Source organism: Halopelagius longus (assembly GCF_900100875.1).
Lineage (GTDB): Archaea > Halobacteriota > Halobacteria > Halobacteriales > Haloferacaceae > Halopelagius > Halopelagius longus.
The window spans coordinates 772,650-790,702 of sequence record NZ_FNKQ01000002.1 but is presented as its reverse complement, the minus strand read 5'-3'; the positions used below and the strand labels follow the sequence as shown (position 1 = coordinate 790,702).

20 protein-coding genes and 1 pseudogene are annotated in these 18,053 nt (G+C 68.1%); 11 read left to right on the top strand and 10 right to left on the bottom strand.

What is annotated here, in order from left to right:
- Positions 1-88 precede the first annotated feature (88 nt).
- A complete protein-coding gene (locus tag BLS11_RS09765; RefSeq protein WP_092536640.1) occupies positions 89-568 on the top strand; it encodes an NUDIX hydrolase in 480 nt (159 codons plus the stop codon).
- Here BLS11_RS09765 and BLS11_RS09760 read toward each other — a convergent pair whose 3' ends face one another.
- Together BLS11_RS09760 and BLS11_RS09755 are read right to left on the bottom strand one after the other, a co-directional pair.
- Positions 569-1,705 (bottom strand): asparagine synthase C-terminal domain-containing protein, encoded by a 1,137-nt coding sequence (locus BLS11_RS09760; RefSeq protein WP_092536637.1) that lies wholly within the window; start codon positions 1,703-1,705, stop codon positions 569-571.
- On the bottom strand, positions 1,705-2,388 hold the full coding sequence (locus BLS11_RS09755; protein ID WP_092536634.1) for a PHP domain-containing protein: 684 nt from the start codon (positions 2,386-2,388) through the stop codon (positions 1,705-1,707). Before BLS11_RS09755 ends, BLS11_RS09760 begins: the two co-directional genes overlap by 1 nt.
- 128 nt (positions 2,389-2,516) lie before the next feature.
- On the opposite strand from BLS11_RS09755, the gene purL reads away from it, so the two are divergent.
- Complete coding sequence (purL, locus tag BLS11_RS09750; RefSeq protein WP_092536631.1) at positions 2,517-4,703, top strand: phosphoribosylformylglycinamidine synthase subunit PurL; 2,187 nt, start codon at positions 2,517-2,519, stop codon at positions 4,701-4,703.
- Between the two features lies 1 nt (position 4,704).
- Here the strand turns inward: purL and BLS11_RS09745 are convergent, their stop codons facing one another.
- Together BLS11_RS09745 and BLS11_RS19405 are read right to left on the bottom strand one after the other, a co-directional pair.
- The gene (locus BLS11_RS09745) at positions 4,705-5,217 is read right to left on the bottom strand and encodes a hypothetical protein (protein ID WP_092536628.1); all 513 of its coding nucleotides are present in this window, start codon (positions 5,215-5,217) and stop codon (positions 4,705-4,707) included.
- Between the two features lie 126 nt (positions 5,218-5,343).
- Complete coding sequence (locus BLS11_RS19405; protein ID WP_175454422.1) at positions 5,344-5,505, bottom strand: DUF7550 family protein; 162 nt, start codon at positions 5,503-5,505, stop codon at positions 5,344-5,346.
- A gap of 127 nt (positions 5,506-5,632) precedes the next feature.
- On the opposite strand from BLS11_RS19405, the gene BLS11_RS09740 reads away from it, so the two are divergent.
- The 3 genes from BLS11_RS09740 (at position 5,633) to hisF (ending at position 10,183) form a co-directional block, all read left to right on the top strand.
- Positions 5,633-7,459, top strand: coding sequence for an alpha-glucosidase (locus BLS11_RS09740; RefSeq protein WP_092536626.1), 1,827 nt, complete (start codon positions 5,633-5,635; stop codon positions 7,457-7,459).
- A gap of 91 nt (positions 7,460-7,550) precedes the next feature.
- Positions 7,551-9,314, top strand: a complete 1,764-nt coding sequence (locus tag BLS11_RS09735; RefSeq protein ID WP_092536623.1) for a glycoside hydrolase family 13 protein — start codon at positions 7,551-7,553, stop codon at positions 9,312-9,314.
- A 56-nt stretch (positions 9,315-9,370) separates the two neighbouring features.
- On the top strand, positions 9,371-10,183 hold the full coding sequence (gene hisF, locus BLS11_RS09730; RefSeq protein WP_092536620.1) for an imidazole glycerol phosphate synthase subunit HisF: 813 nt from the start codon (positions 9,371-9,373) through the stop codon (positions 10,181-10,183).
- Between the two features lie 30 nt (positions 10,184-10,213).
- Here hisF and BLS11_RS09725 read toward each other — a convergent pair whose 3' ends face one another.
- From BLS11_RS09725 to BLS11_RS09715, 3 genes are all read right to left on the bottom strand, one after another.
- Positions 10,214-11,071, bottom strand: coding sequence for a hypothetical protein (locus tag BLS11_RS09725; RefSeq protein ID WP_092536617.1), 858 nt, complete (start codon positions 11,069-11,071; stop codon positions 10,214-10,216).
- A gap of 122 nt (positions 11,072-11,193) precedes the next feature.
- The gene (locus BLS11_RS09720) at positions 11,194-11,478 is read right to left on the bottom strand and encodes a DNA-directed RNA polymerase subunit L (protein WP_092536614.1); all 285 of its coding nucleotides are present in this window, start codon (positions 11,476-11,478) and stop codon (positions 11,194-11,196) included.
- Between the two features lie 26 nt (positions 11,479-11,504).
- Complete coding sequence (locus BLS11_RS09715) at positions 11,505-12,491, bottom strand: MBL fold metallo-hydrolase (RefSeq protein WP_092537248.1); 987 nt, start codon at positions 12,489-12,491, stop codon at positions 11,505-11,507.
- 95 nt (positions 12,492-12,586) lie between these two features.
- Here BLS11_RS09715 and BLS11_RS09710 point away from each other — a divergent pair, with 95 nt between their 5' ends.
- Together BLS11_RS09710 and BLS11_RS19710 are read left to right on the top strand one after the other, a co-directional pair.
- On the top strand, positions 12,587-12,982 hold the full coding sequence (locus tag BLS11_RS09710) for a hypothetical protein (RefSeq protein WP_092536611.1): 396 nt from the start codon (positions 12,587-12,589) through the stop codon (positions 12,980-12,982).
- Between the two features lie 60 nt (positions 12,983-13,042).
- Positions 13,043-13,222, top strand: a pseudogene (locus tag BLS11_RS19710) (DnaJ domain-containing protein); the annotation flags it as partial.
- Between the two features lie 29 nt (positions 13,223-13,251).
- Here BLS11_RS19710 and BLS11_RS19705 read toward each other — a convergent pair.
- Complete coding sequence (locus BLS11_RS19705) at positions 13,252-13,824, bottom strand: hypothetical protein (RefSeq protein WP_245698873.1); 573 nt, start codon at positions 13,822-13,824, stop codon at positions 13,252-13,254.
- Between BLS11_RS19705 and BLS11_RS19700 the strand changes: the two genes are divergently transcribed.
- From BLS11_RS19700 to BLS11_RS09695, 3 genes are read left to right on the top strand one after another with little or no spacing between them, the layout of a single operon-like run.
- Positions 13,808-14,239 (top strand): hypothetical protein, encoded by a 432-nt coding sequence (locus tag BLS11_RS19700; RefSeq protein WP_245698872.1) that lies wholly within the window; start codon positions 13,808-13,810, stop codon positions 14,237-14,239. The two genes, BLS11_RS19705 and BLS11_RS19700, sit on opposite strands and share 17 nt — an antisense overlap.
- A gap of 47 nt (positions 14,240-14,286) precedes the next feature.
- Complete coding sequence (locus tag BLS11_RS09700; RefSeq protein WP_092536604.1) at positions 14,287-14,964, top strand: MBL fold metallo-hydrolase; 678 nt, start codon at positions 14,287-14,289, stop codon at positions 14,962-14,964.
- Positions 14,965-15,008: 44 nt separating this feature from the next.
- Positions 15,009-15,839: a DUF4097 family beta strand repeat-containing protein gene (locus BLS11_RS09695; protein ID WP_092536601.1), complete on the top strand. Its 831-nt coding sequence runs from the start codon at positions 15,009-15,011 to the stop codon at positions 15,837-15,839.
- Between the two features lie 335 nt (positions 15,840-16,174).
- Here the strand turns inward: BLS11_RS09695 and BLS11_RS09690 are convergent, their stop codons facing one another.
- Both BLS11_RS09690 and BLS11_RS09685 read right to left on the bottom strand, forming a co-directional pair.
- On the bottom strand, positions 16,175-16,801 hold the full coding sequence (locus tag BLS11_RS09690; RefSeq protein ID WP_092536598.1) for a uracil-DNA glycosylase family protein: 627 nt from the start codon (positions 16,799-16,801) through the stop codon (positions 16,175-16,177).
- A gap of 117 nt (positions 16,802-16,918) precedes the next feature.
- On the bottom strand, positions 16,919-17,395 hold the full coding sequence (locus BLS11_RS09685; protein ID WP_092536595.1) for a DUF5793 family protein: 477 nt from the start codon (positions 17,393-17,395) through the stop codon (positions 16,919-16,921).
- 130 nt (positions 17,396-17,525) lie between these two features.
- Between BLS11_RS09685 and BLS11_RS09680 the strand changes: the two genes are divergently transcribed.
- The gene (locus BLS11_RS09680; protein ID WP_092536592.1) at positions 17,526-18,029 is read left to right on the top strand and encodes a DUF7549 family protein; all 504 of its coding nucleotides are present in this window, start codon (positions 17,526-17,528) and stop codon (positions 18,027-18,029) included.
- Positions 18,030-18,053 lie beyond the last annotated feature (24 nt).

Sequence of the window (18,053 nt, the reverse complement as noted above, 5' to 3'; positions counted from 1 at the left end):
TGCGCCGTTCGGCGCAGTCGTCGCTCCGCCGTCCCCCGGAGCGACGACGTTCCGCAAGACCCACTTTCCGGCGGGCGAACGGACGGGCATGGAGACGACTCGACACTTCACCGCGACGGTGTACGTCGTCGCGGACGGCGCTACCGCCCTCCACCGCCACGACAGGCTGGGCATCCGCGTCCCGCCGGGCGGGCACGTCGACAGGGACGAACTCCCCCACGAGGCGGGTCTCCGCGAAGTCAGAGAGGAGACGGGACTGGACGCGACGCTCGTCGCGGAGACGCCCGAAATCGACGCCCCCGGCGGTCGGGCGCTCCCCGAACCGGCGTACACGATGCTGTACGACGTGAACGTCCACGAGGACGGCCGCGTCGGCCACCAGCACATCGACCACGTCTACTTCGCGCGCGCCGACTCCCGGGAGATAGCTCCCGCCGACGGCGAGGCACCCCCGGAGCGGTGGGACTGGTACACCGCCTCGGACCTCAAAGAGAGCGACCTCGACGCCGACACGGTACAGATAGGGCTCGAAGCCATCGAAACGGTCGACGCGGCGGAGAAACCGTAGCTACCGTTCGTCGTCGCCGTCGCCGACGAGCGACGTCACGTACTTCTCGACGTGGTCGTCCATCCGCCGCTTGAACCCCGCCCGCCGCGCGAGGCGGTCGAGTTCCCGCGCGGCGTACGTCCCGTACTGGACGGCCTTCTTGTCGGCCGCGGCGACGGACGCCGGAACTAGCGTCCGCGCCGTCTCGCGGAGCGCGACTTTCCGCGTCTCGCCGTCGACCAGTAACTCGCCCGGGAGCGGAAGCGCCGCCTCGATCACCCGGTCGTGGAGGAGGGGCGCGACGGGTTCGACGCCCGCGGCCCGGAGGGCCAGAACGTCGCGTTCCAACTGCTCGGGGAGCGTCAGCACCATCTCGCGGGCCGCGCCGCGGACGGTGTCGGCCTCGACCCGCGGGTCTTCGGGGGCCTTCTGCACCTTCGCGTACCCGCCGAACAGTTCGTCCGCGCCCTGACCGACCGCGAGTCGGTCGAAGCCGTCCTCGGCGGCGCGCCGCGCGACGAGGTAGAGGGGCAGGACGATTTGGAGGTCCATCGGGTTCGTCCGCCCGAGGACGGAGACGAGTTCGGGCACCGCCTCCCGCAGGTCGTCGTGGGTCAGTTCGACGACGCGCAGGTCGCGGTCCATCGCCGCGGCCGCCTCGCGGGCGGCGGTCACGTCGTGACTCCCCTCGAACCCGGCGACGTAACACGGCGCGTCGGGGACGCCCGCGGCGACGACGGCGGAGTCGACGCCGCCGGAGAAGGCGACGGCCAGTCCCGCCGAATCGACTGACTCGACGGACTCGGTGACGGCCGCCCGAACCGCGTCGAGTCCCGCCTCGCGGTCCTCGTAGGGGTCCGGGTTCGGGAGCGTCCACGTCGGTTCGTCTCCGCCGTTTTCCGGCGAGTCGGCGTCGGCGCCCGCGTCTACCGGACGGACGACGCCCGCCGGGAGGGAGACGGGGTCCGTCAGGTCCCGGCGGTCGAAACTCCACGTCGCGGGCTCGGAGGCCTCGTAGAAGAGCGGTTGGCGGCCCAGAACGTCCCGAACGAGGCGGCCGTCCACCTCGCCCGCGAACCCGGCGGTTCCGGGGAGGGGGTCGCCCGTCGCTATCGCGTCTCCGACGGTCCGTTCGTCCGCGCCGCGGAGTCGGGACATCAGAGGAAGTCGGCGACGCCGCGGACGATGCGCCGCTTGACGCCGCCGCCGAACTGTTGGAGCGAGATGCGCCACGGCGTCTTCTTGCCGATGACGCTCGTCCGTCCGGCTTCGATGGCGTCCAAGATGGCGTCGGCGGTGCGCGTGTCGGTCCCCACTTCGGTCACCGCTTGCCCGACCATCTCGCTTATGTGCGCGTCGCTCCCGGCGGTCATCGGCAGTCCGCGGGCCGTGGCGAACCGTTCGGCCTGCCGGTTCGCCAGCCCGGTGAACAGCCGCGAGTTGTATATCTCGATGGCGTCCGCCGAGGCCAGTTGCGCGCGGGTGACGTGCGGCGCGACGCCGTGCCGCGAGGACTGAAACGGGTGCGGAACGACGGCGGTGCCGCCCTGCTGTCGGATTCGGTCGAGCGTCTCGTCGAAGGAGAGACCGGCGGGAATCAACTCCTCGATGCCCAACGCGAGGACGTGCCCGGCCGCGGAGGTTATCTCCGCGCCGGGGATGCCGACGAGGCCGTACTCCTCGGCGACGTCGGCGGCTTTCAGACTCGCGTCTATCTCGTCGTGGTCGGTGACGGCGAGAGCGTCCAACCCGACCGCCCTCGCTTGCTCTAAGAGGAGTTCGACGGGGTCGCGCCCGTCGTACGAGAGCGACGAATGCGCGTGCAACTCGACCCGTAACACGCCCGGTCGTACTCCCCCGGTCTAAAAAAGCCACCCGGTCCGCGCCGGTCGCGGCCGCCCTCCGCGGTGTGATGCACGTCCGTGCACACAGAAAAGCATTAACCCGGTCAATTTAAACAGGGAAGTGAATGAGCCTGCCGGATTCGGACTACGACCGCATCACGTCGGAACTCGGGCGCGACCCGACGGCGGCGGAAGCGGAACTCTTCGAGAACCTCTGGAGCGAGCACTGCGCGTACCGTTCGTCGCGGCCCCTGCTCTCGGCCTTCTCGTCGGACGGCGAGCGAGTCGTCGTCGGCCCCGGCGACGACGCCGCCGTGGTATCCCTCCCCGTCCACGGCGAGGACGGCGAGGAGATGTACATCACGATGGGCATCGAGAGCCACAACCACCCCTCGTACGTGGACCCCTACGACGGCGCGGCGACGGGCGTCGGCGGCATCGTCCGCGACACCCTCTCGATGGGCGCGTACCCAATCGCCCTCGCGGACAGCCTCTACTTCGGCGCGTTCGACCGCGAGCACTCCCAGTACCTGTTGGAGGGCGTCGTCGAGGGCATCTCCGACTACGGCAACGCGATCGGCGTCCCCACCGTCGCCGGGAGCGTGGAGTTCCACGAGAACTACGAGGGCAACCCCCTCGTGAACGTCGCCTGCGTCGGCCTGTTGGACCCCGACCGCCTCGTCACCGCCGAAGCGCAGGCGGCGGGGAACAAACTCGTCCTCGTCGGCAACTCGACGGGCCGAGACGGCCTCGGCGGCGCGTCGTTCGCCAGCGAGGACCTCGCGGAGGACGCCGAAACCGAGGACCGCCCCGCGGTGCAGGTCGGCGACCCCTACACGGAGAAACTCCTCATCGAGGCCAACGAGGAACTCGTCGAGGCGAACCTCGTCCAGTCGGCCCGCGACTTGGGCGCGGCGGGACTCGGCGGCGCGTCCTCCGAACTCGTCGCGAAGGGCGGGTTCGGCGCGCGAATCGACCTGAACCGGGTCCACCAGCGCGAACCGAACATGAGCGCGCTCGAAATCCTGCTCGCGGAGTCCCAAGAGCGCATGGTGTACGAGGTGCGCCCCGAGGACGTCGAGGGCGTCGAGGAGGTAGCCGAGAAGTACGACCTCGGCTGTTCGGTCATCGGCGAAGTCGCGGAGGGCAACTACGTCTGCACGTTCGACGAGAGCGAGGCGCGTAGCGACTCGGACGACCCGAGCGGTGAGCGGAGCGAACCGCGGGGGCGAGAGACCGTCGTGGACGTGCCGCCGGAGTTCCTCGCTGAGGGCGCGCCGATGAACGACTTGGACTCGGTCGAACCGGAGACGCCCGAACGGAACCTGCCGGACGCCGACCTGCGGGAGGCGTTCGAGTCCGTCGTCGCCAGTCCGAACACGGCGTCGAAGCGGTGGGTGTACCGCCAGTACGACCACGAGGTCGGTCTGCGGACGACCGTCCGACCGGGCGACGACGCCGCCGTCGTCGCCGTCCGCGAGTCCGGCACGGGCGTCGCCGTCTCCTCGGGCGCGAACCCCAACTGGACGACGTGTGCGCCGTACGAGGGCGCGCGCGCCGTCGCGTTGGAGAACGCCGCGAACCTCGCCGCGAAGGGGGCGACCCCCCTCGCCGCGGTGGACTGCCTGAACGGCGGGAACCCCGAGAAGCCCGACGTGTACGGCGGGTTCAAAGGTATCGTGGACGGCCTCGCCGACATGTGCCGGGACCTCTCGGTGCCGGTCGTCGGCGGCAACGTCTCGCTGTACAACGACTCCGTCTCCGGCCCGATTCCGCCGACGCCGACGCTGGCGATGGTCGGGACGAAGGCGGGGTACGACGCCCCGCCCCTCTCGCTTTCCGGCGAGGGCGAACTCCTCGTCGTCGGCGAGGCGGGCGGCGCACTCGGCGGGTCGGAGTACCTCGCGCAACTGGGAGGCTCGGACGCCTTCCCGTCGCTTCCGGAGAACGGCTTCGACGCCGTCGCCGCACTCGCCACCGTCGCCGACTTCGACTCGACGCTCGCGGTCCACGACGTGAGCCACGGGGGTCTCGCCGTCTCCGTGGCCGAGATGGTCACCGCGGAAGCGGGCGCGGACGTGTCCGTCGATTCCCTCCTCGCACTGTTCGACGAGACGCCCGGCCGCGCCGTGGTAGAGACGACCGACGGAGAGGCCGTCCGCGAGGCGTTCGACGGCGTCGCGCCGGTCGAAACGCTGGGCGAGGCGACCGACGACGGCCGCCTCTCCCTGACCGTCGGCGACGAGACGCTGACGTACGACGCCGGAGAGATAGCCGACCTGCGGGACGTTCTGGCCCGCGAACTCGACTGAGTTACTTCGGGTTCGCGTTTCGGCGGTCCATCCTGTCGAACGTCTCCGCGTTCGACGACCCCTCGCCCGCGAGGTCCATCGACTCCTCGGGGTCGTACGCGCCCATCGGAAGCGACCGTTCGACGTTCTCGCTCTCCCCGTCGCCGTCCGGGTCGTCGCCGGTGCCCGGTGCTCTCGCGGACGTCTCGACGGAGACGAAGTACAGCGTCCGCGTCGTTCCCGTTCCGCTCGTGTACCCGTAGTGGAGGTACGGCGGCGTCCCCGCCTCTAAGACGTGCACCACGTCCTCGTAGTCCTCGGCGTCGAAGTACGCCCAGACTGCGGCACCGCGGTCCTCCTCGTCTACGTGGTACGCGACGCCCGTCTCCGACCGGTCGGCGGCGAACAGTAGCGTCGCCTCGTCGCGTCCGCCCCCCTCCCGTTCCGGGCCGCGAACGACGACGCGGCGCTTTATCGGACCCCACGGTTCGACCGCGAGGTCGTACTCTCCGACCTCGAAGGTGGTCGTCGGCATGTACTAACAGTGGCCGACTGCGCCAATAACTCTCTGGAGCCGTCGGGACGCGCGTTTCTCGCCGCTCGCGGACTTTCGACGCGGGCGGAAAATCGGCGGACGGCAGAGGTCCGCCGCCGTCGTCGCCTACAGGAGAAGGGGGAGGCCGAAGACGACCGCGAGGCCGACGGCGAGGACGAGGAAGCCGGTGGTGACCTGTCCCATCGAGAACGCCTGCATCGGCGCGGTCGTACGTCCCGGTTCCTCTCCCTCGTCGTGTTCGGCGGGCGCGTGGCCGTGGTCGGTCATACTCGGGGGCACGAACCCCCCGTACAAAAGCCCACCTAACGCCGACGGCGCGCCGGGAGGGCGCAGGTGGACGACGCCGACGCAAACACCCACCGGGGCTAAGTGTCGTCCGGCCTGAACACTAGACGTGACCGACGCCAACCACGCCCGCGAGGGGGGCGACGGCGTCCTCCCGAACGGCGAACAGAGGCGGTGGTGGAAGGAGGCGGTCGTCTACCAGATTTATCCGCGGAGTTTCAACGATTCGAACGGGGACGGCGTCGGGGACATCCCCGGTATCGTCGAGAAACTCGACTACCTCGAGGAACTCGGGGTGGACGTAATCTGGCTCAACCCCGTCTACGAGTCGCCGCACGCCGACAACGGGTACGACATCGCCGACTACCGCTCCATCAACGAACAGTACGGCACGATGGCCGACTGGGAGGAACTCCTTTCGGGACTCCACGAACGCGACATGCGTCTCATCATGGACCTCGTGGTGAACCACACCTCCGACGAACACGAGTGGTTCGAACGCTCCCGGTCTTCGAAGGATTCGGAGTACCGCGACTACTACATCTGGCGCGAAGGGCGAAACGCGGAGGACGTAGACGGCCCCGTCCCCGCAATCGGCCCCGAGGGCGAAGCGCCGCCGAACGACTGGCGGTCGCTGTTCGGCGGCCCCGCGTGGGCGTACGACGAGAAGACCGGCGAGTGGTACCTCCACCTGTTCGACCCCAAGCAACCGGACCTCAACTGGCGCAACGAGGCGGTGCGCGAGGACATCTACGAGATGATGGAGTGGTGGTTGCGGAAGGGTATCGACGGCTTCCGGATGGACGTCATCAACCTCATCTCCAAGCCCGAGGGCCTCCCGAACGTCGGGTCGGAGACGACGACGGTCGAACTGGTGGCGAACGGGCCGAACGTCCACGAGTACATCTCGGAGATGCGCGACGCCGTCTTGGACCGCGACCACCTCACCGTCGGCGAGATGGTCGGCCCGGAGATGCCGATGGAGGAGGCGCGGCGGTACGTCACCCCCGGCCCCGAGGGCGACGGCCTCTCGATGCTGTTTCACTTCGAGCACGTCGTCCTCGATAGGGGCGAGTTGATGTGGGACGTAGAAGAGTGGAGCCTCACCGACCTGAAACGCGTCTTCGACCGGTGGCAGGAGGGGCTCGAATCGGAGGGGTGGAACGCGCTGTACCTCAACAACCACGACCAACCGCGGATGGTGTCGCGGTTCGGAAACGACGGGGAGTACCGCCGCGAGTCGGCGAAACTCCTCGGGACGCTCCTGCACACGCTTCAGGGGACGCCGTACGTCTATCAGGGCGAGGAGTTGGGGATGACCAACTACCCGTTCTCCTCGTTCGACGAGTTCCGCGACGTGGCGACGCTCAACCGCGTCCGCCGCGCCCAGAAGACGGGCGAGATAGCGTCCTTCGAGGAGGTGAAACGCGGCCTGCGGAACAACAGTCGCGACAACGCCCGGACGCCGATGCAGTGGAGCGACGACCGCCACGCGGGGTTCACCGACGGCGACCCGTGGATAGCCGTGAACTCTAACTACTCGCACGTCAACGTGGAAGACGAACAGCGCGACTCGGAGTCGGTGTGGCACTACTACCGGCGACTGTTCGAACTCAGGGACGAACACGACGTCGTCGCCTACGGGGATTACGAACCGTACTTGCGGGACCACGAACGACTGTGGCTCTACACCCGGTCGCTCGGGGCGGAGACGCTGTTCGTGACGCTCAACTTCGCCAGCGAACCGACCGCGTTCGAGGTACCCGACGCCGTCGCCGACGCAGTCGGACGCGCCGGGATGGGGGAGGCGGAGGCGACGGGGGCGAACCCGGACGTGCTCTTGGCCAACTACGACGTTTCGGAGGCGCAGGCCGACTCCATCACCGAGGGGTCGGTCGAACTCCGTCCGTGGGAGGCGCGTGTGTACCGGCTCTGAGTCCCCTCCCCGGACCGACGGAACGTATCGCATCGCACGAACGAGGGACCGAACCGATGGAGTGAACATGAGACAGTTAGGAATTTCGACTATGCCGCAGTACGACCGCGCGTGGTGGAAGGAGGCGGTCGTCTACCAGATATACCCGCGGAGTTTCAACGATTCGAACGGGGACGGCGTCGGGGACATCCCCGGCATCGTCGAGAAACTCGACTACCTCGAGGAGTTGGGCGTCGACGTAATCTGGCTCAACCCCGTCTATGAGTCCCCCGGCGTCGATAACGGGTACGACATCGCCGACTATCGCTCCATCAACGAACGGTACGGCACGATGGCCGACTGGGAGGAACTGCTGGCCGGCCTCCACGAACGCGGCATGCGCCTCATCATGGACCTCGTGGTGAACCACACCTCCGACGAACACGAGTGGTTCCAGCGCTCCCGGTCCTCGACGGATTCCGAGTACCGCGACTACTACATCTGGCGGGAGGGGCGGTCGCTCGAAGAGGCGGGCGTCTCCGCCGCCGAGTTCGACCCCGCCGACTACCACCTCCCGCGGGGGGTGTACGAACTGCCGCCGAACGACTGGGAGTCGTTCTTCGGCGGGTCGGCGTGGACGTACGACGAGGAGACGGGCGAGTGGTACCTCCACCTGTTCGACGAGAAGCAACCGGACCTCAACTGGCAGAACGAGGCGGTGCGCGAGACGATCTACGAGATGATGGAGTGGTGGTTGCAGAAGGGTATCGACGGCTTCCGGATGGACGTCATCAACCTCATCTCCAAGCCCGAGGGCCTCCCGAACGGCGAGGACTCGGACGCCATCGTCCGCGGCGCGGATCAGTTCGTCAACGGACCGAACGTCCACGACTACGTCGCGGAGATGCACGACCGGGTCATCTCGAACTACGACGCGATGACCGTCGGCGAGATGGCCGAAGTCTCCGTCGAGGAGGCCAAGAAGTTCAACGAGGACGGCATGAGCATGGTGTTCAACTTCGACCACCTCCGACTCGACTTCGGCCCCGAGGGCGACCGGTGGTCGAGGGGCGAGTGGACCGTAGACGGCCTCCGCGAGACGCTGACGGAGTGGCAGGAGGGACTCGAAGGCGACGGGTGGAACTCGCTTCACTTCAACAACCACGACGAACCGCGGATGGTCTCTCGGTTCGGCGACGACGAGGAGTACCGCCGCGAGTCGGCGAAGCTCCTCGCGACCCTCCTTCTGACGCTGAAGGGGACCCCGTTCATGTACCAAGGCGAAGAGATCGGGATGCAGAACTACCCCTTCGAGTCGCTGACGGAGGTGCGCGACGTCGACACCCTGAACAACGTCCGGGTGGCCCGCCAGCGCGGCCGCCTCGAATCCGAGGAGGAGATTCTGGACCTCGTCCAGTACCGCTCCCGCGACAACGCGCGGACGCCGATGCAGTGGCACGACGACGAACACGCGGGGTTCACCGACGGCGACCCGTGGATGCCGGTGAACCCGAACTACACGGAGGTCAACGTCGCCGCGGCGCGACGCGACGAGGAGTCGGTCCGGCGGTACTACCGACATCTCCTCTCCGTGCGCGACGAACACGACGTGTTCGTCTACGGCGACTACGTCCTCCACCCGACGGACCACGACCGAGTGTGGGCGTACTCTCGGGTCGCGCCCGACGCGGAACTGTTCGTCGTCCTCAACTTTTCGAGCGCGGCGACGACGTACGTCCCGCCAGCCAACGTGGTCGGCGAGGCGGAACTGCTCGTCGGCAACTACGACAACCCCATCGGACGGATAAACGACACGCTCGACATGCGTCCGTGGGAGGCGCGGGTGTACCTCCTCGACGACCCGGTGACGGTGTGAACAGCTCCCGTAGTCGAAACCGTCAAACGGTCGTTCGACGAACGTTCGGGTAGCGAATGCTCACGAAGCGAATCATCCCCTGCATCGACGTCGATTTGGACGAAGACGGCGAGCCCGCGGTGTACACCGGCGTCAACTTCGAGGACTTGGAGTACACCGGCGACCCGGTGGAGATGGCGAAGGCGTACAACCGCGCCGGGGCCGACGAGTTCGTCTTCCTCGACATCACCGCCTCCTCGGAGGGTCGCGAGACGATGCTCGACACCGTCTCGCAGGTGGCCGACGAGGTGTTCATCCCCCTGACCGTCGGCGGCGGCATCCGCACCCGCGAGGACATCAAAGAGACGCTCCGCGCCGGGGCGGACAAGGTGTCTATCAACACCGCGGCGCTCCAGAACCCCTCGCTCGTGAACGAGGGCGCGCGGGCGTTCGGCAGTCAGTGCATCGTCATCTCCGTGGACGCCCGCCGCCGGTTCGACGAGGAGGGCGAGCACTACGAACGGGTCGACGGCGAGTCCTGTTGGTTCGAGTGCACCGTCAAGGGCGGCCGCGAGGGAACCGGCGTGGACGTGGTGGAGTGGGCCCGGGAGGCGGCGTCCCGCGGCGCGGGCGAACTGTTCGTCAACTCCATCGACGCCGACGGTACGAAGGACGGGTACGACATCCCCCTGACGCGGGCCGTCTGCGAGAACGTCTCGACGCCCGTCATCGCCTCCTCGGGGTGCGGCGGCCCCGAGGACATGTACGAAGTGTTCACCGAGGCGGGCGCGGACGCCGGACTCGCGGCCTCCATCTTCCACTTCGGGGACTACTCGATAGAGGAGACGAAGCGGTACCTCGCCGACAGGGATATTCCGATTCGCTTCTGAGACGGCGGCCGACGGGACGCCGCCGGCATTTCAGTACCCGACGCCTCCCATCCACAGGAGGTACGCCCCCGCCGCGAGGAACAGCACCGAAAGCGCGGCGGTGACGAGGAGTCGCCGGACGACCCGTCTGACGACGGGACGCCACCCCGTCGTCGACAGCAGCGGGCGATTCTCGAACCGCCCGGCGGGGCGAACGACCGACCCCCGCCCGTCGGGTTCGACGCGGACGCGGCCGAACACCGAGACGGTGTCGCCGGGACGGACCGTCGATTCGCTCACGTTCAGGACGTGTTCGAAGACGGGTCCGCGAGACGGTTCGGCGTCCGACTCCGCGTCGCGCGCTCGCAGGAACGACTGGACCGCGTCGATTTCTCGCGCCGAGTCGTCGCCGGCGGTCAGCGTCTCCGTCCGACCGCCGACGACCCGACAGTCGCCGCCGAGTGCGAGCGTCGTCCCGCGGTCGATCTCGAACGCCGCGCTCTCGGTGTCCTCGAAGTCGATTCCGATTTTCGCCGACGGCCGCGGAACCCCCGTGAACCGTTCCCGCTTTGCCACGTTCGTTGTCGCCGCGAGGGCGTCCTCGCCGAACGCGGTTCGGACCGTTCGGTTCCCCATCGACGCCGTCCCGGTCAACCGGACCCACGACGTGTCGGACGGCGAGTCTTCGGCGGAGCGAACGGGCGTGAGGACGAACCGGAGCGCTTGGTGTCCGCGCTGTACCGCCTCGGCGGCGCCCAGAACGCCGGCGGCGAAGAATCCGACGCCGAAGAGGAGGAGGAACGCGCGGACGGCGAGTCCGGACCCGCCGACGAAGACGCTGACGGACGCCGCCGCGCCGACGACGGCGAACGCGACGACGCCCGCCCCCACCAGTCGATCTCTCGTCACATCCCGCTGTCGAACTACTACCAGTTATACTGACCGGTCGGATAACGCGTATGTTCAGCGTCGCGACGGCGACGCCTCTCGCCGGTGTTCGTCGGAAGAACGGACGGAAGGACGGTCCGCGTCTACAGTGCGGCCTCGAAGGCCGTCGTGAAGTCGTCGGTCATGTTCTGTACGCGCCGGGAGGCGTCCGCGAGGGCGTCGAGGGGGTCGGTGCCGTCCACCGTCTTGATAGAGAGGATGGGGTCCGTCTGACCGCCCGACTGCTCGGGGTTCACGTCGTACGTCGCGGCGGCGACGCCCTCCGTCTCCAGGAGAGCGCCCTTGATGACGTTCATGAACGTGTGGTCTTCGCCCGCAATCTCCATGCGGAGTTCCTCGTCCGTCTTGTCGATGACCCGCAGTTCCATGTCCCTCCTTTCCCGGCGGCGGCGTTTCAGTATTTCGTATTCGGGAACAGGTCCGCGACGTTCGGGTCCGACTCCGAAAGCCGGTACTCCTCGCCCGTTCGCTCGGCGACCCCCCGCCGGACGAGGTGGTCGAGGTGGGCGAACGCCTCGCCCGGTCCGTGGAGGATGTGGATCTCCTCCAGTTCGCCGAAGAGGTCGGCGCTGACGGTCCACGGGTCCGCGGTCCCGCGTTCCCGGAGCACCGACACGACTCGCTCCGTTCGGTCGCGGTGGTGTTCGAGGATGGTTCGGGCCCGCGCCGTCGGGTCCTCGATGGGGTCGCGATGGCCCGGCCACGCCCGGTCGAGGTTACGGTCCATCAGGCGGACCAGACTCTCGACGTACCGTTCGAGGGGCGCGTCCACGGCGAGGTCCGCCCCGCCGACGTTCGGGGTGTACTTCGGGAGGATGGCGTCGCCGACGAACGCCTCCTCGCCGTCGTCCGTCTCGGCGGCGAACCCGACGAGTCCGGCCGCGTGACCCGGCAGGTGGACGACTTCGAGTTCCGCGTCGCCCGCGACCACCCGGTCGCCGTCCGAGAGCGTCTCCACCTCGACGGCCTCCCCCTGCAGGTCGTCGTGGCGGTCCAGAAACGCGACCAACTCCGCGCGCTTCTCCGCCGGAAGCCCCCACTCGTCGAAGCGGCGTTCCCTGCGCTCCCGTTCGGCCGCGAGGGCGTCCTCGTCGCCGGCGATGCGCGGCGCGTCCGCCTCGTGTGCGCGAACCGTCGCACCGCTTTCCGCGGCGAGTTCGCCCGCGAGGCCGGCGTGGTCGGCGTGCCAGTGAGTCAGAAGAATCTGGTCCACGTCGGCCGCCTCGACGCCCGCCGCCGCGAGTCCGGCGTGCAGGTCGTCTCGAACCGAATCGAGCGACGCGCCGGGGTCCACGAGCGTCGTCCGGTCGCCGCGGAGGAGGTAGGCGTTGTTGCGCCCCTCGAAGACGGCGTTGCCGAGTCGGATGCGGTGGAGGTCCATGTCTCGCCGGACGCGAAGCGACTCCATGAGGGTTTTCATCCACCCAAATCGCCGCGGACCGTACCGTTTCAGGCCTCCGGGACGAACGAACGGGCATGTCGGAGTATCAAGCCGGCGAGTGCAACATCGGCGAGGCCGAGCAACGGCGACGGTACGCGTTGGGCGGCGTCGCGTCGGTCGCGACGCTCGTCCTCATCACGTGGGTGCTCGCCACCGACGGTCCGATGTGGGTGCTCGGGTTCTCCGTGATCCCCCTGTTCGGCGCGGCGGAGGGGTTCTTTCAGGGGCGATTCGAGTTCTGCCCGCTGTTCGCCTCGCTCGGCATCTACGACGTGAGCACGGAGGGTGACGACCGCCGCGAGGTGCCGTCGGAAGCGGACCGCCGGGCGGACGCGCGGCAGGCGTGGCGGATCCACGCCTACTCCGCGGCCCTCGCGGTCGTCCTGACGCTGATCCTCTACGTCGTCGCCTACCTAGCACATATCGACTGACTGACTGGTACGACGCCGGTACATTCAAAGCAAGTGATTTCGTACCCGGTAGCGACGGGAATGGACGACTTCTACGACCTGCTGGAGGTTCCGGAGAATGCCTCCTCCGACGACATAAAGGCGGCGTGGCGGGAGAAGGCCAGAGAGTACCATCCGGACGTGAACGACGACAACCGCTCGACGGCGCAGTTCAAGACGCTCAAGAAGGCGTACGAGGTGCTCTCCGACGAGACGGAGCGGTCCGCGTACGACCGGATGGGACACGCGAACTACGTCTCGAAGCGACTCGACGGCCTCCCGACGGCGGGGATGACGCGCCCGTCGAGTGCCGGCGGGAACCGCTGGCAGACCGCCTCCCGGTCGTCCGGTTCGACGGGTAGCGGTCGGTCATCGTCGGGGTCGGGCGGCGGAACCGCCGCGTCGTCGAACGCTTCGACGGCGGGGTCGTCGTCGTCGTCGTCGCGGTCCGCGTCTTCTTCCGGCCGGTCTTCCACGTCGTCCGGTTCTACTCGGTCTTCGTCGTCCGGTTCTACTCGGTCTTCGTCGTCCGGTTCTACTCGGTCTTCGTCGTCCAGTTCTACTCGGTCTTCGTCGTCCTCCGCCTCGTCTTCGACGGGGACTCGGGGCTCTCGGTCGTCGCGCGGTCGGTCGCGGCGGTCCGCCGACCGGCCGTCCGGCGGCCGGACGTCGGCCTCCCGAAATCGCTCGCGGAGTCGAACCGACCGAAGCGCAGACGAGTCTGCTTCCGCGTCGGCCTCGGGAACCGACGAGGCGGCGACCGACGAGGGTTCGACGCGGAGTCCGCTTTGGTACGCGTGGACCGCGGTGTTCCTCGCGGGCATCGGGTACGCCGCCGGTCTCACCGGCTACCTGCGGTCGAACCTCGATGCGCTCTCCGCACTCGCGTCCGCGGCGACGGCGGACCCGGCCGCCGCGTTGACGGCGAGTCACGGGCTGACGCCGCCCGGGGCGTTCGTCCTCGGGACCGTCTCCGCGCCGCCCTCGGTCGGACTGGCGTTCCCGGCGGGCGCGGCCCTCCTCGCTCTCGTCTTCGTCGGGACGGTGGCGAAGTTCGGCCGCGGGACGGCGTACCTCTACCTCGTCGGCGCGTTCGCCCCCCTCGGGGCGTTCTCGTTCGGGACGGCGGTGGCCGTCGAACCGTCGGGCGCGACGCTCGCACTCCTCGTCGTCCTCCCCCTCGCGGCGACTCTCGTCTTCCTCGGCGACGTGGGGCAGTTCCTGCTCTCGGAGCGTTGACCCCCTCGGGGACGGCACTTTTGCCGGTTCGCCGCGAACGTCGACGTATGAGTCTCGAACCGGGGGCGGTCAGACGATTCGAACTGCGAGGGGTCAACGCGTACCTCGTGGACGACCACGGGGTGTTGACGCTTGTGGACGCCGGGACGCCGTTGGACGGCGACCGGATGCGCGCGATGCTCGACCGTGCGGGCCTCTCGCCGGGCGACATCGAACGCGTGCTTTTGACCCACTACGACGTGGACCACGTCGGCGCCCTCGGTTCTCTCGGGTTGGACGAGGAGACGCCGATATACGTCGCGGAACCGGACGCCGCCTACCTGCAGGGCGAAGTCGTCCCCCTCCTGACGAACGCCAAGGGCGTCATCCAGCGACTGACCGCGCCGTTCGCGACGGTGCCGGAGAACGAGGTGCGACTGGTCGCCGACGGCGACTCCGTCGGCGAGTTCGACGTGTACCGGACGCCGGGACACACGCCCGGCCACGTCTGCTACCACCACGACGCCCACGAGGCGGCGTTCCTCGGCGACTTGGTGCGGGAGTCCGACGGCGCCCTCGAACTGCTTCCGCGGTTCGTGAACTACGACACCGACCAGAACGCGGAGAGCGTCCGGGAGTTCGCGGAGCGCGTCCCCCCGTTCGAGGCGGCCTGCGTGGGACACGGCCACCCCCTCCCCCGCGACGGGTACGGGGCGCTTCGACGCCTCGCGGACAGACTGGCGTAACGACCACCGGCGTTTTTCAGTCCGTTCGACGTATCTACGGGGCGATGCGAAACTCGCCCTCCACGCTCACGCGGCGTCGGTTGCTCGCGACTGCAGGTAGCGGTTCGGTCCTCGCACTCGCGGGGTGTTCCGCGCCCGCCATCGAGACGCGACGGACGGACTCCGTCCAGTTTTCGCCCGACGGGAGCGACTCGCTCGCCGTCCGGAACCCGAACGGCGGGGTGACCGTCACGTCGGGCGACGGGGACGCCGTCGCCGTCGAGATGACGGTGCGCGGGTACGGCGTCGACGAGAGCCTCCTCGCCGACGTGACGGTCGAACGCTCCGTCTCCGACGGCACCCTCGTCCTCGAAGCGACGTACCCCGAGGGAGCGTCGCGAATCACCACGGGCCTCGACGTCCGGATGCCGCAGTCGATGTCGCTGTCGGCGGCCGAGACGCGAACCGGCGGCATCGAAGCCCGCGGCGTCGGCGGCGACCCGACGCTTCGGGCCGGCGACGGCGGCGTCACCGCGCGCCGCGTCGATGGATACGTGACGCTTGAGGCCACGAACGGCGGCGTCGAGGCCCGCGACGTGGGCGGAATCGACGGCGCGACGGTCGAGAACGGCGGCGTGAGCGTGGACGTCCCCGCCGTCCGCGGCGACACCGAGATACGGACCACCAACGGCGGCGTCGAGGCGCGCGTCGGCCCGGACGTAGACGCGGCGTTCGAGGTGAGAGCGTCGAACGGCGGCGTGGACGTCGGCGGTATCGAACTGGCCGACGCGACGAAGTCGCCGTCCCGCGTCGCCGGAACGCTCGGCGACGGAGGGCCGTCGCTGACGATTTCGGCTGGCAACGGCGGTGTCGAGGTCCGGTCGCTCGACTCCTGACGCTTCTCGGGGAGTTCAACGAGAAGGAAGCGGGGTCCGCGCGAACGCGGGCCCCGGACTGACCAAGCCACTGCGAAGAGCACCAGTCTCGCAGTTCCTTACCTGACGCGCCCGGAGTACACCACGCGCGTCAGTACGTTGTTTGACGCATGTCGTCAAAAGTCCTTTGTTCCTGCCAATAACGACCAACTCGTCATCGAGTAGTGGACGGATGGTTGGTAATTGTAGCCGATATCGGCACAGAACCGTAAATTCGTTTAATCTTAATGGTCGTTGCTGTCGTATTCGTCGGGGAAAATCGACCGAAATCGCCATTTCGAGAAGCGTGCGGGTGATTACCGTACGAGATACGGGTCGTTGCCGGCCTCGAACCGCCCGAGGTCGGCCTCGCGTCGGTAGTCGGTCGACTGGAGTTCGAGAAGCGAGTCGACGAGTCGGTCGTGGTGCGTCTCGTCCCACTCGGCGGGGTCTTTGATGGGGTAGACGAGGAATCCGCTCCCGCGAATCTCCTCGCCGTGTAGCGCCTCCATCTCTATCTCGGTCTTCCACGCCTGCGCCGTGTAGTTCTGCAGGACGTGCGCCGTCGCGCGGGCACCCACGGGCAGGAGGACGTGCGCGGCTATCGCGCGGAGTTCGGCGTCGAAGAATCGCTCCATGTCGTCGTACTCCGCCTGCGTCGGCGTTCCGTCGGCGACGCACATGTGCAGATACGAGAAGAAAGACTCCCGAACGTCCGGTTCGTCGCCGGTCGAATCGAGGAGTCCCGCCTCCGCGAGTGCGGCCTGCAGTCGTATCCCGGGTTCGTTGGTGAACGGGACGCCCGTGACCTCTCCGCCGTGGACGCCGGGATGGTCGCCGACGACGTGGAAGTTCGCGTTCGCGTCTCCGTACCCCGGAACGAACCGGTCGCACGCCGGTCGCATGCCGAAGGGGTTGCTCGTGCGGTCGGTTACGTTCTCCACGAAGCAGACGTAGCGACGGCGGCGTAATAGGTCGTGTGATTCCTCGCGATACTGCCGAATGCGGTTCGGTCGGCCGTCGAGAGACCCCCGTCGGTCCGCCACCCGGCGGCGTCGCCCTCAGAGTTCGACGCCGGAGGGGATGAGACTCTGGCCGCGGAGGAGGTTCCCCTCTTTGTCGTACACCAGAAACGTCTGTTTCTCGTAGGAGACGAGGTGTTCACCCTCGACGCTGATTTCGACCCGATAGCGTCCCTCGTCTGGGTCGGCGGCGTACTGGCCGTACTCCCGCGCCGCGCGGATGAACCGGAGTACGTCGTCGGCGTCTTCGTTCAGTTCGAGCACGAAATCCCCGGTGATTCGGTTCGTGACGCTCACGACGCCCGTCGCCGACGGGTCGTCGATACCGTCTTGAAGGCGGTAGGCCACGTCCGTCTCCTCGGCTTCGAGCACCGACTCCTCGGTCCCGGTCAGACGCTCCCGAAGCGACCCTTCCGGACCCCGGAAGTCGATTCGCACAAGCGGCTTTTCGGCGTCCCCGTCCGTCTCGACCCAGTCGATGTTTTCGACGTCCAACTGGAAGTAATCACGCCTCATTCCGTTACTAGAAGTTGGGTGCCACCGCGTATGAACGTAACGCCTATCCACGTTTCTGGGCCGACGGTCGGCACGCGTTGCGGGCGACGACAGTCGGTAGGTTTTACCCCTTCGACTGTTCGCCTCGGGTATGGTCTGGGTACGCTCCGAACACGCCGGAGCACTCGCAGTCGTATCCGCGTGGTTGACGGCGCTCATCCCGTGGAACGTGACGTATTCGTCCGCCGTCTCCGGCGGGTCCGTCCTGTTCGTTCGATTCCCGTTCTTTCAGATTCGGTACGCCTTCGGCGTCCCGTTCGCCGACGCGGTCAGGATTTCGGACCCCCTCTCGGCCGTCGCGTTCCAGTCGGGACAGACGATAGCAGTCGCCTATCAGGCGTGGGCCGTCGGCGCCGCCGTTCTCGCGGCGGCCGTCGGGTTCGCCGCACTCTACTACGCCCGCGAGGACGCCGTCGAGGCGGGGCCGGTCGACCCGGTTCGCCTCCTCGGCGGACTCCTCGGTCTGACGGGCGTCGTCCTCTCCGTCGCCACCGTCCTCCTGTGGACGCGGGGGTTCCCCGGCGTCCCGATACCCCTCGGCGTCGTCTTCTGCTTCGTCTTCGCCGGCATCCTCCTGTCGGTGGACAGAACATGAACGTCCGCACGAATTTAAGTCACT

What these genes read in the sequence shown, in the direction of transcription:
- BLS11_RS09695 (WP_092536601.1), top strand. Translation starts at nt 15,009, where the DNA reads ATGCGAAACTCGCCCTCCACGCTCACGCGGCGTCGGTTGCTCGCGACT.
- BLS11_RS09715 (WP_092537248.1), bottom strand. Translation starts at nt 12,491, where the DNA reads ATGGACCTCCACCGCATCCGACTCGGCAACGCCGTCTTCGAGGGGCGC.
- hisF (WP_092536620.1), top strand. Translation starts at nt 9,371, where the DNA reads ATGCTCACGAAGCGAATCATCCCCTGCATCGACGTCGATTTGGACGAA.
- BLS11_RS19405 (WP_175454422.1), bottom strand. Translation starts at nt 5,505, where the DNA reads ATGACCGACCACGGCCACGCGCCCGCCGAACACGACGAGGGAGAGGAA.
- BLS11_RS19705 (WP_245698873.1), bottom strand. Translation starts at nt 13,824, where the DNA reads ATGCCCGCGAGGAACACCGCGGTCCACGCGTACCAAAGCGGACTCCGC.
- BLS11_RS09710 (WP_092536611.1), top strand. Translation starts at nt 12,587, where the DNA reads ATGTCGGAGTATCAAGCCGGCGAGTGCAACATCGGCGAGGCCGAGCAA.
- BLS11_RS09720 (WP_092536614.1), bottom strand. Translation starts at nt 11,478, where the DNA reads ATGGAACTGCGGGTCATCGACAAGACGGACGAGGAACTCCGCATGGAG.
- BLS11_RS09760 (WP_092536637.1), bottom strand. Translation starts at nt 1,705, where the DNA reads ATGTCCCGACTCCGCGGCGCGGACGAACGGACCGTCGGAGACGCGATA.
- BLS11_RS09685 (WP_092536595.1), bottom strand. Translation starts at nt 17,395, where the DNA reads ATGAGGCGTGATTACTTCCAGTTGGACGTCGAAAACATCGACTGGGTC.
- BLS11_RS09745 (WP_092536628.1), bottom strand. Translation starts at nt 5,217, where the DNA reads ATGCCGACGACCACCTTCGAGGTCGGAGAGTACGACCTCGCGGTCGAA.
- BLS11_RS09735 (WP_092536623.1), top strand. Translation starts at nt 7,551, where the DNA reads ATGCCGCAGTACGACCGCGCGTGGTGGAAGGAGGCGGTCGTCTACCAG.
- BLS11_RS09700 (WP_092536604.1), top strand. Translation starts at nt 14,287, where the DNA reads ATGAGTCTCGAACCGGGGGCGGTCAGACGATTCGAACTGCGAGGGGTC.
- BLS11_RS09680 (WP_092536592.1), top strand. Translation starts at nt 17,526, where the DNA reads ATGGTCTGGGTACGCTCCGAACACGCCGGAGCACTCGCAGTCGTATCC.
- BLS11_RS09765 (WP_092536640.1), top strand. Translation starts at nt 89, where the DNA reads ATGGAGACGACTCGACACTTCACCGCGACGGTGTACGTCGTCGCGGAC.
- purL (WP_092536631.1), top strand. Translation starts at nt 2,517, where the DNA reads ATGAGCCTGCCGGATTCGGACTACGACCGCATCACGTCGGAACTCGGG.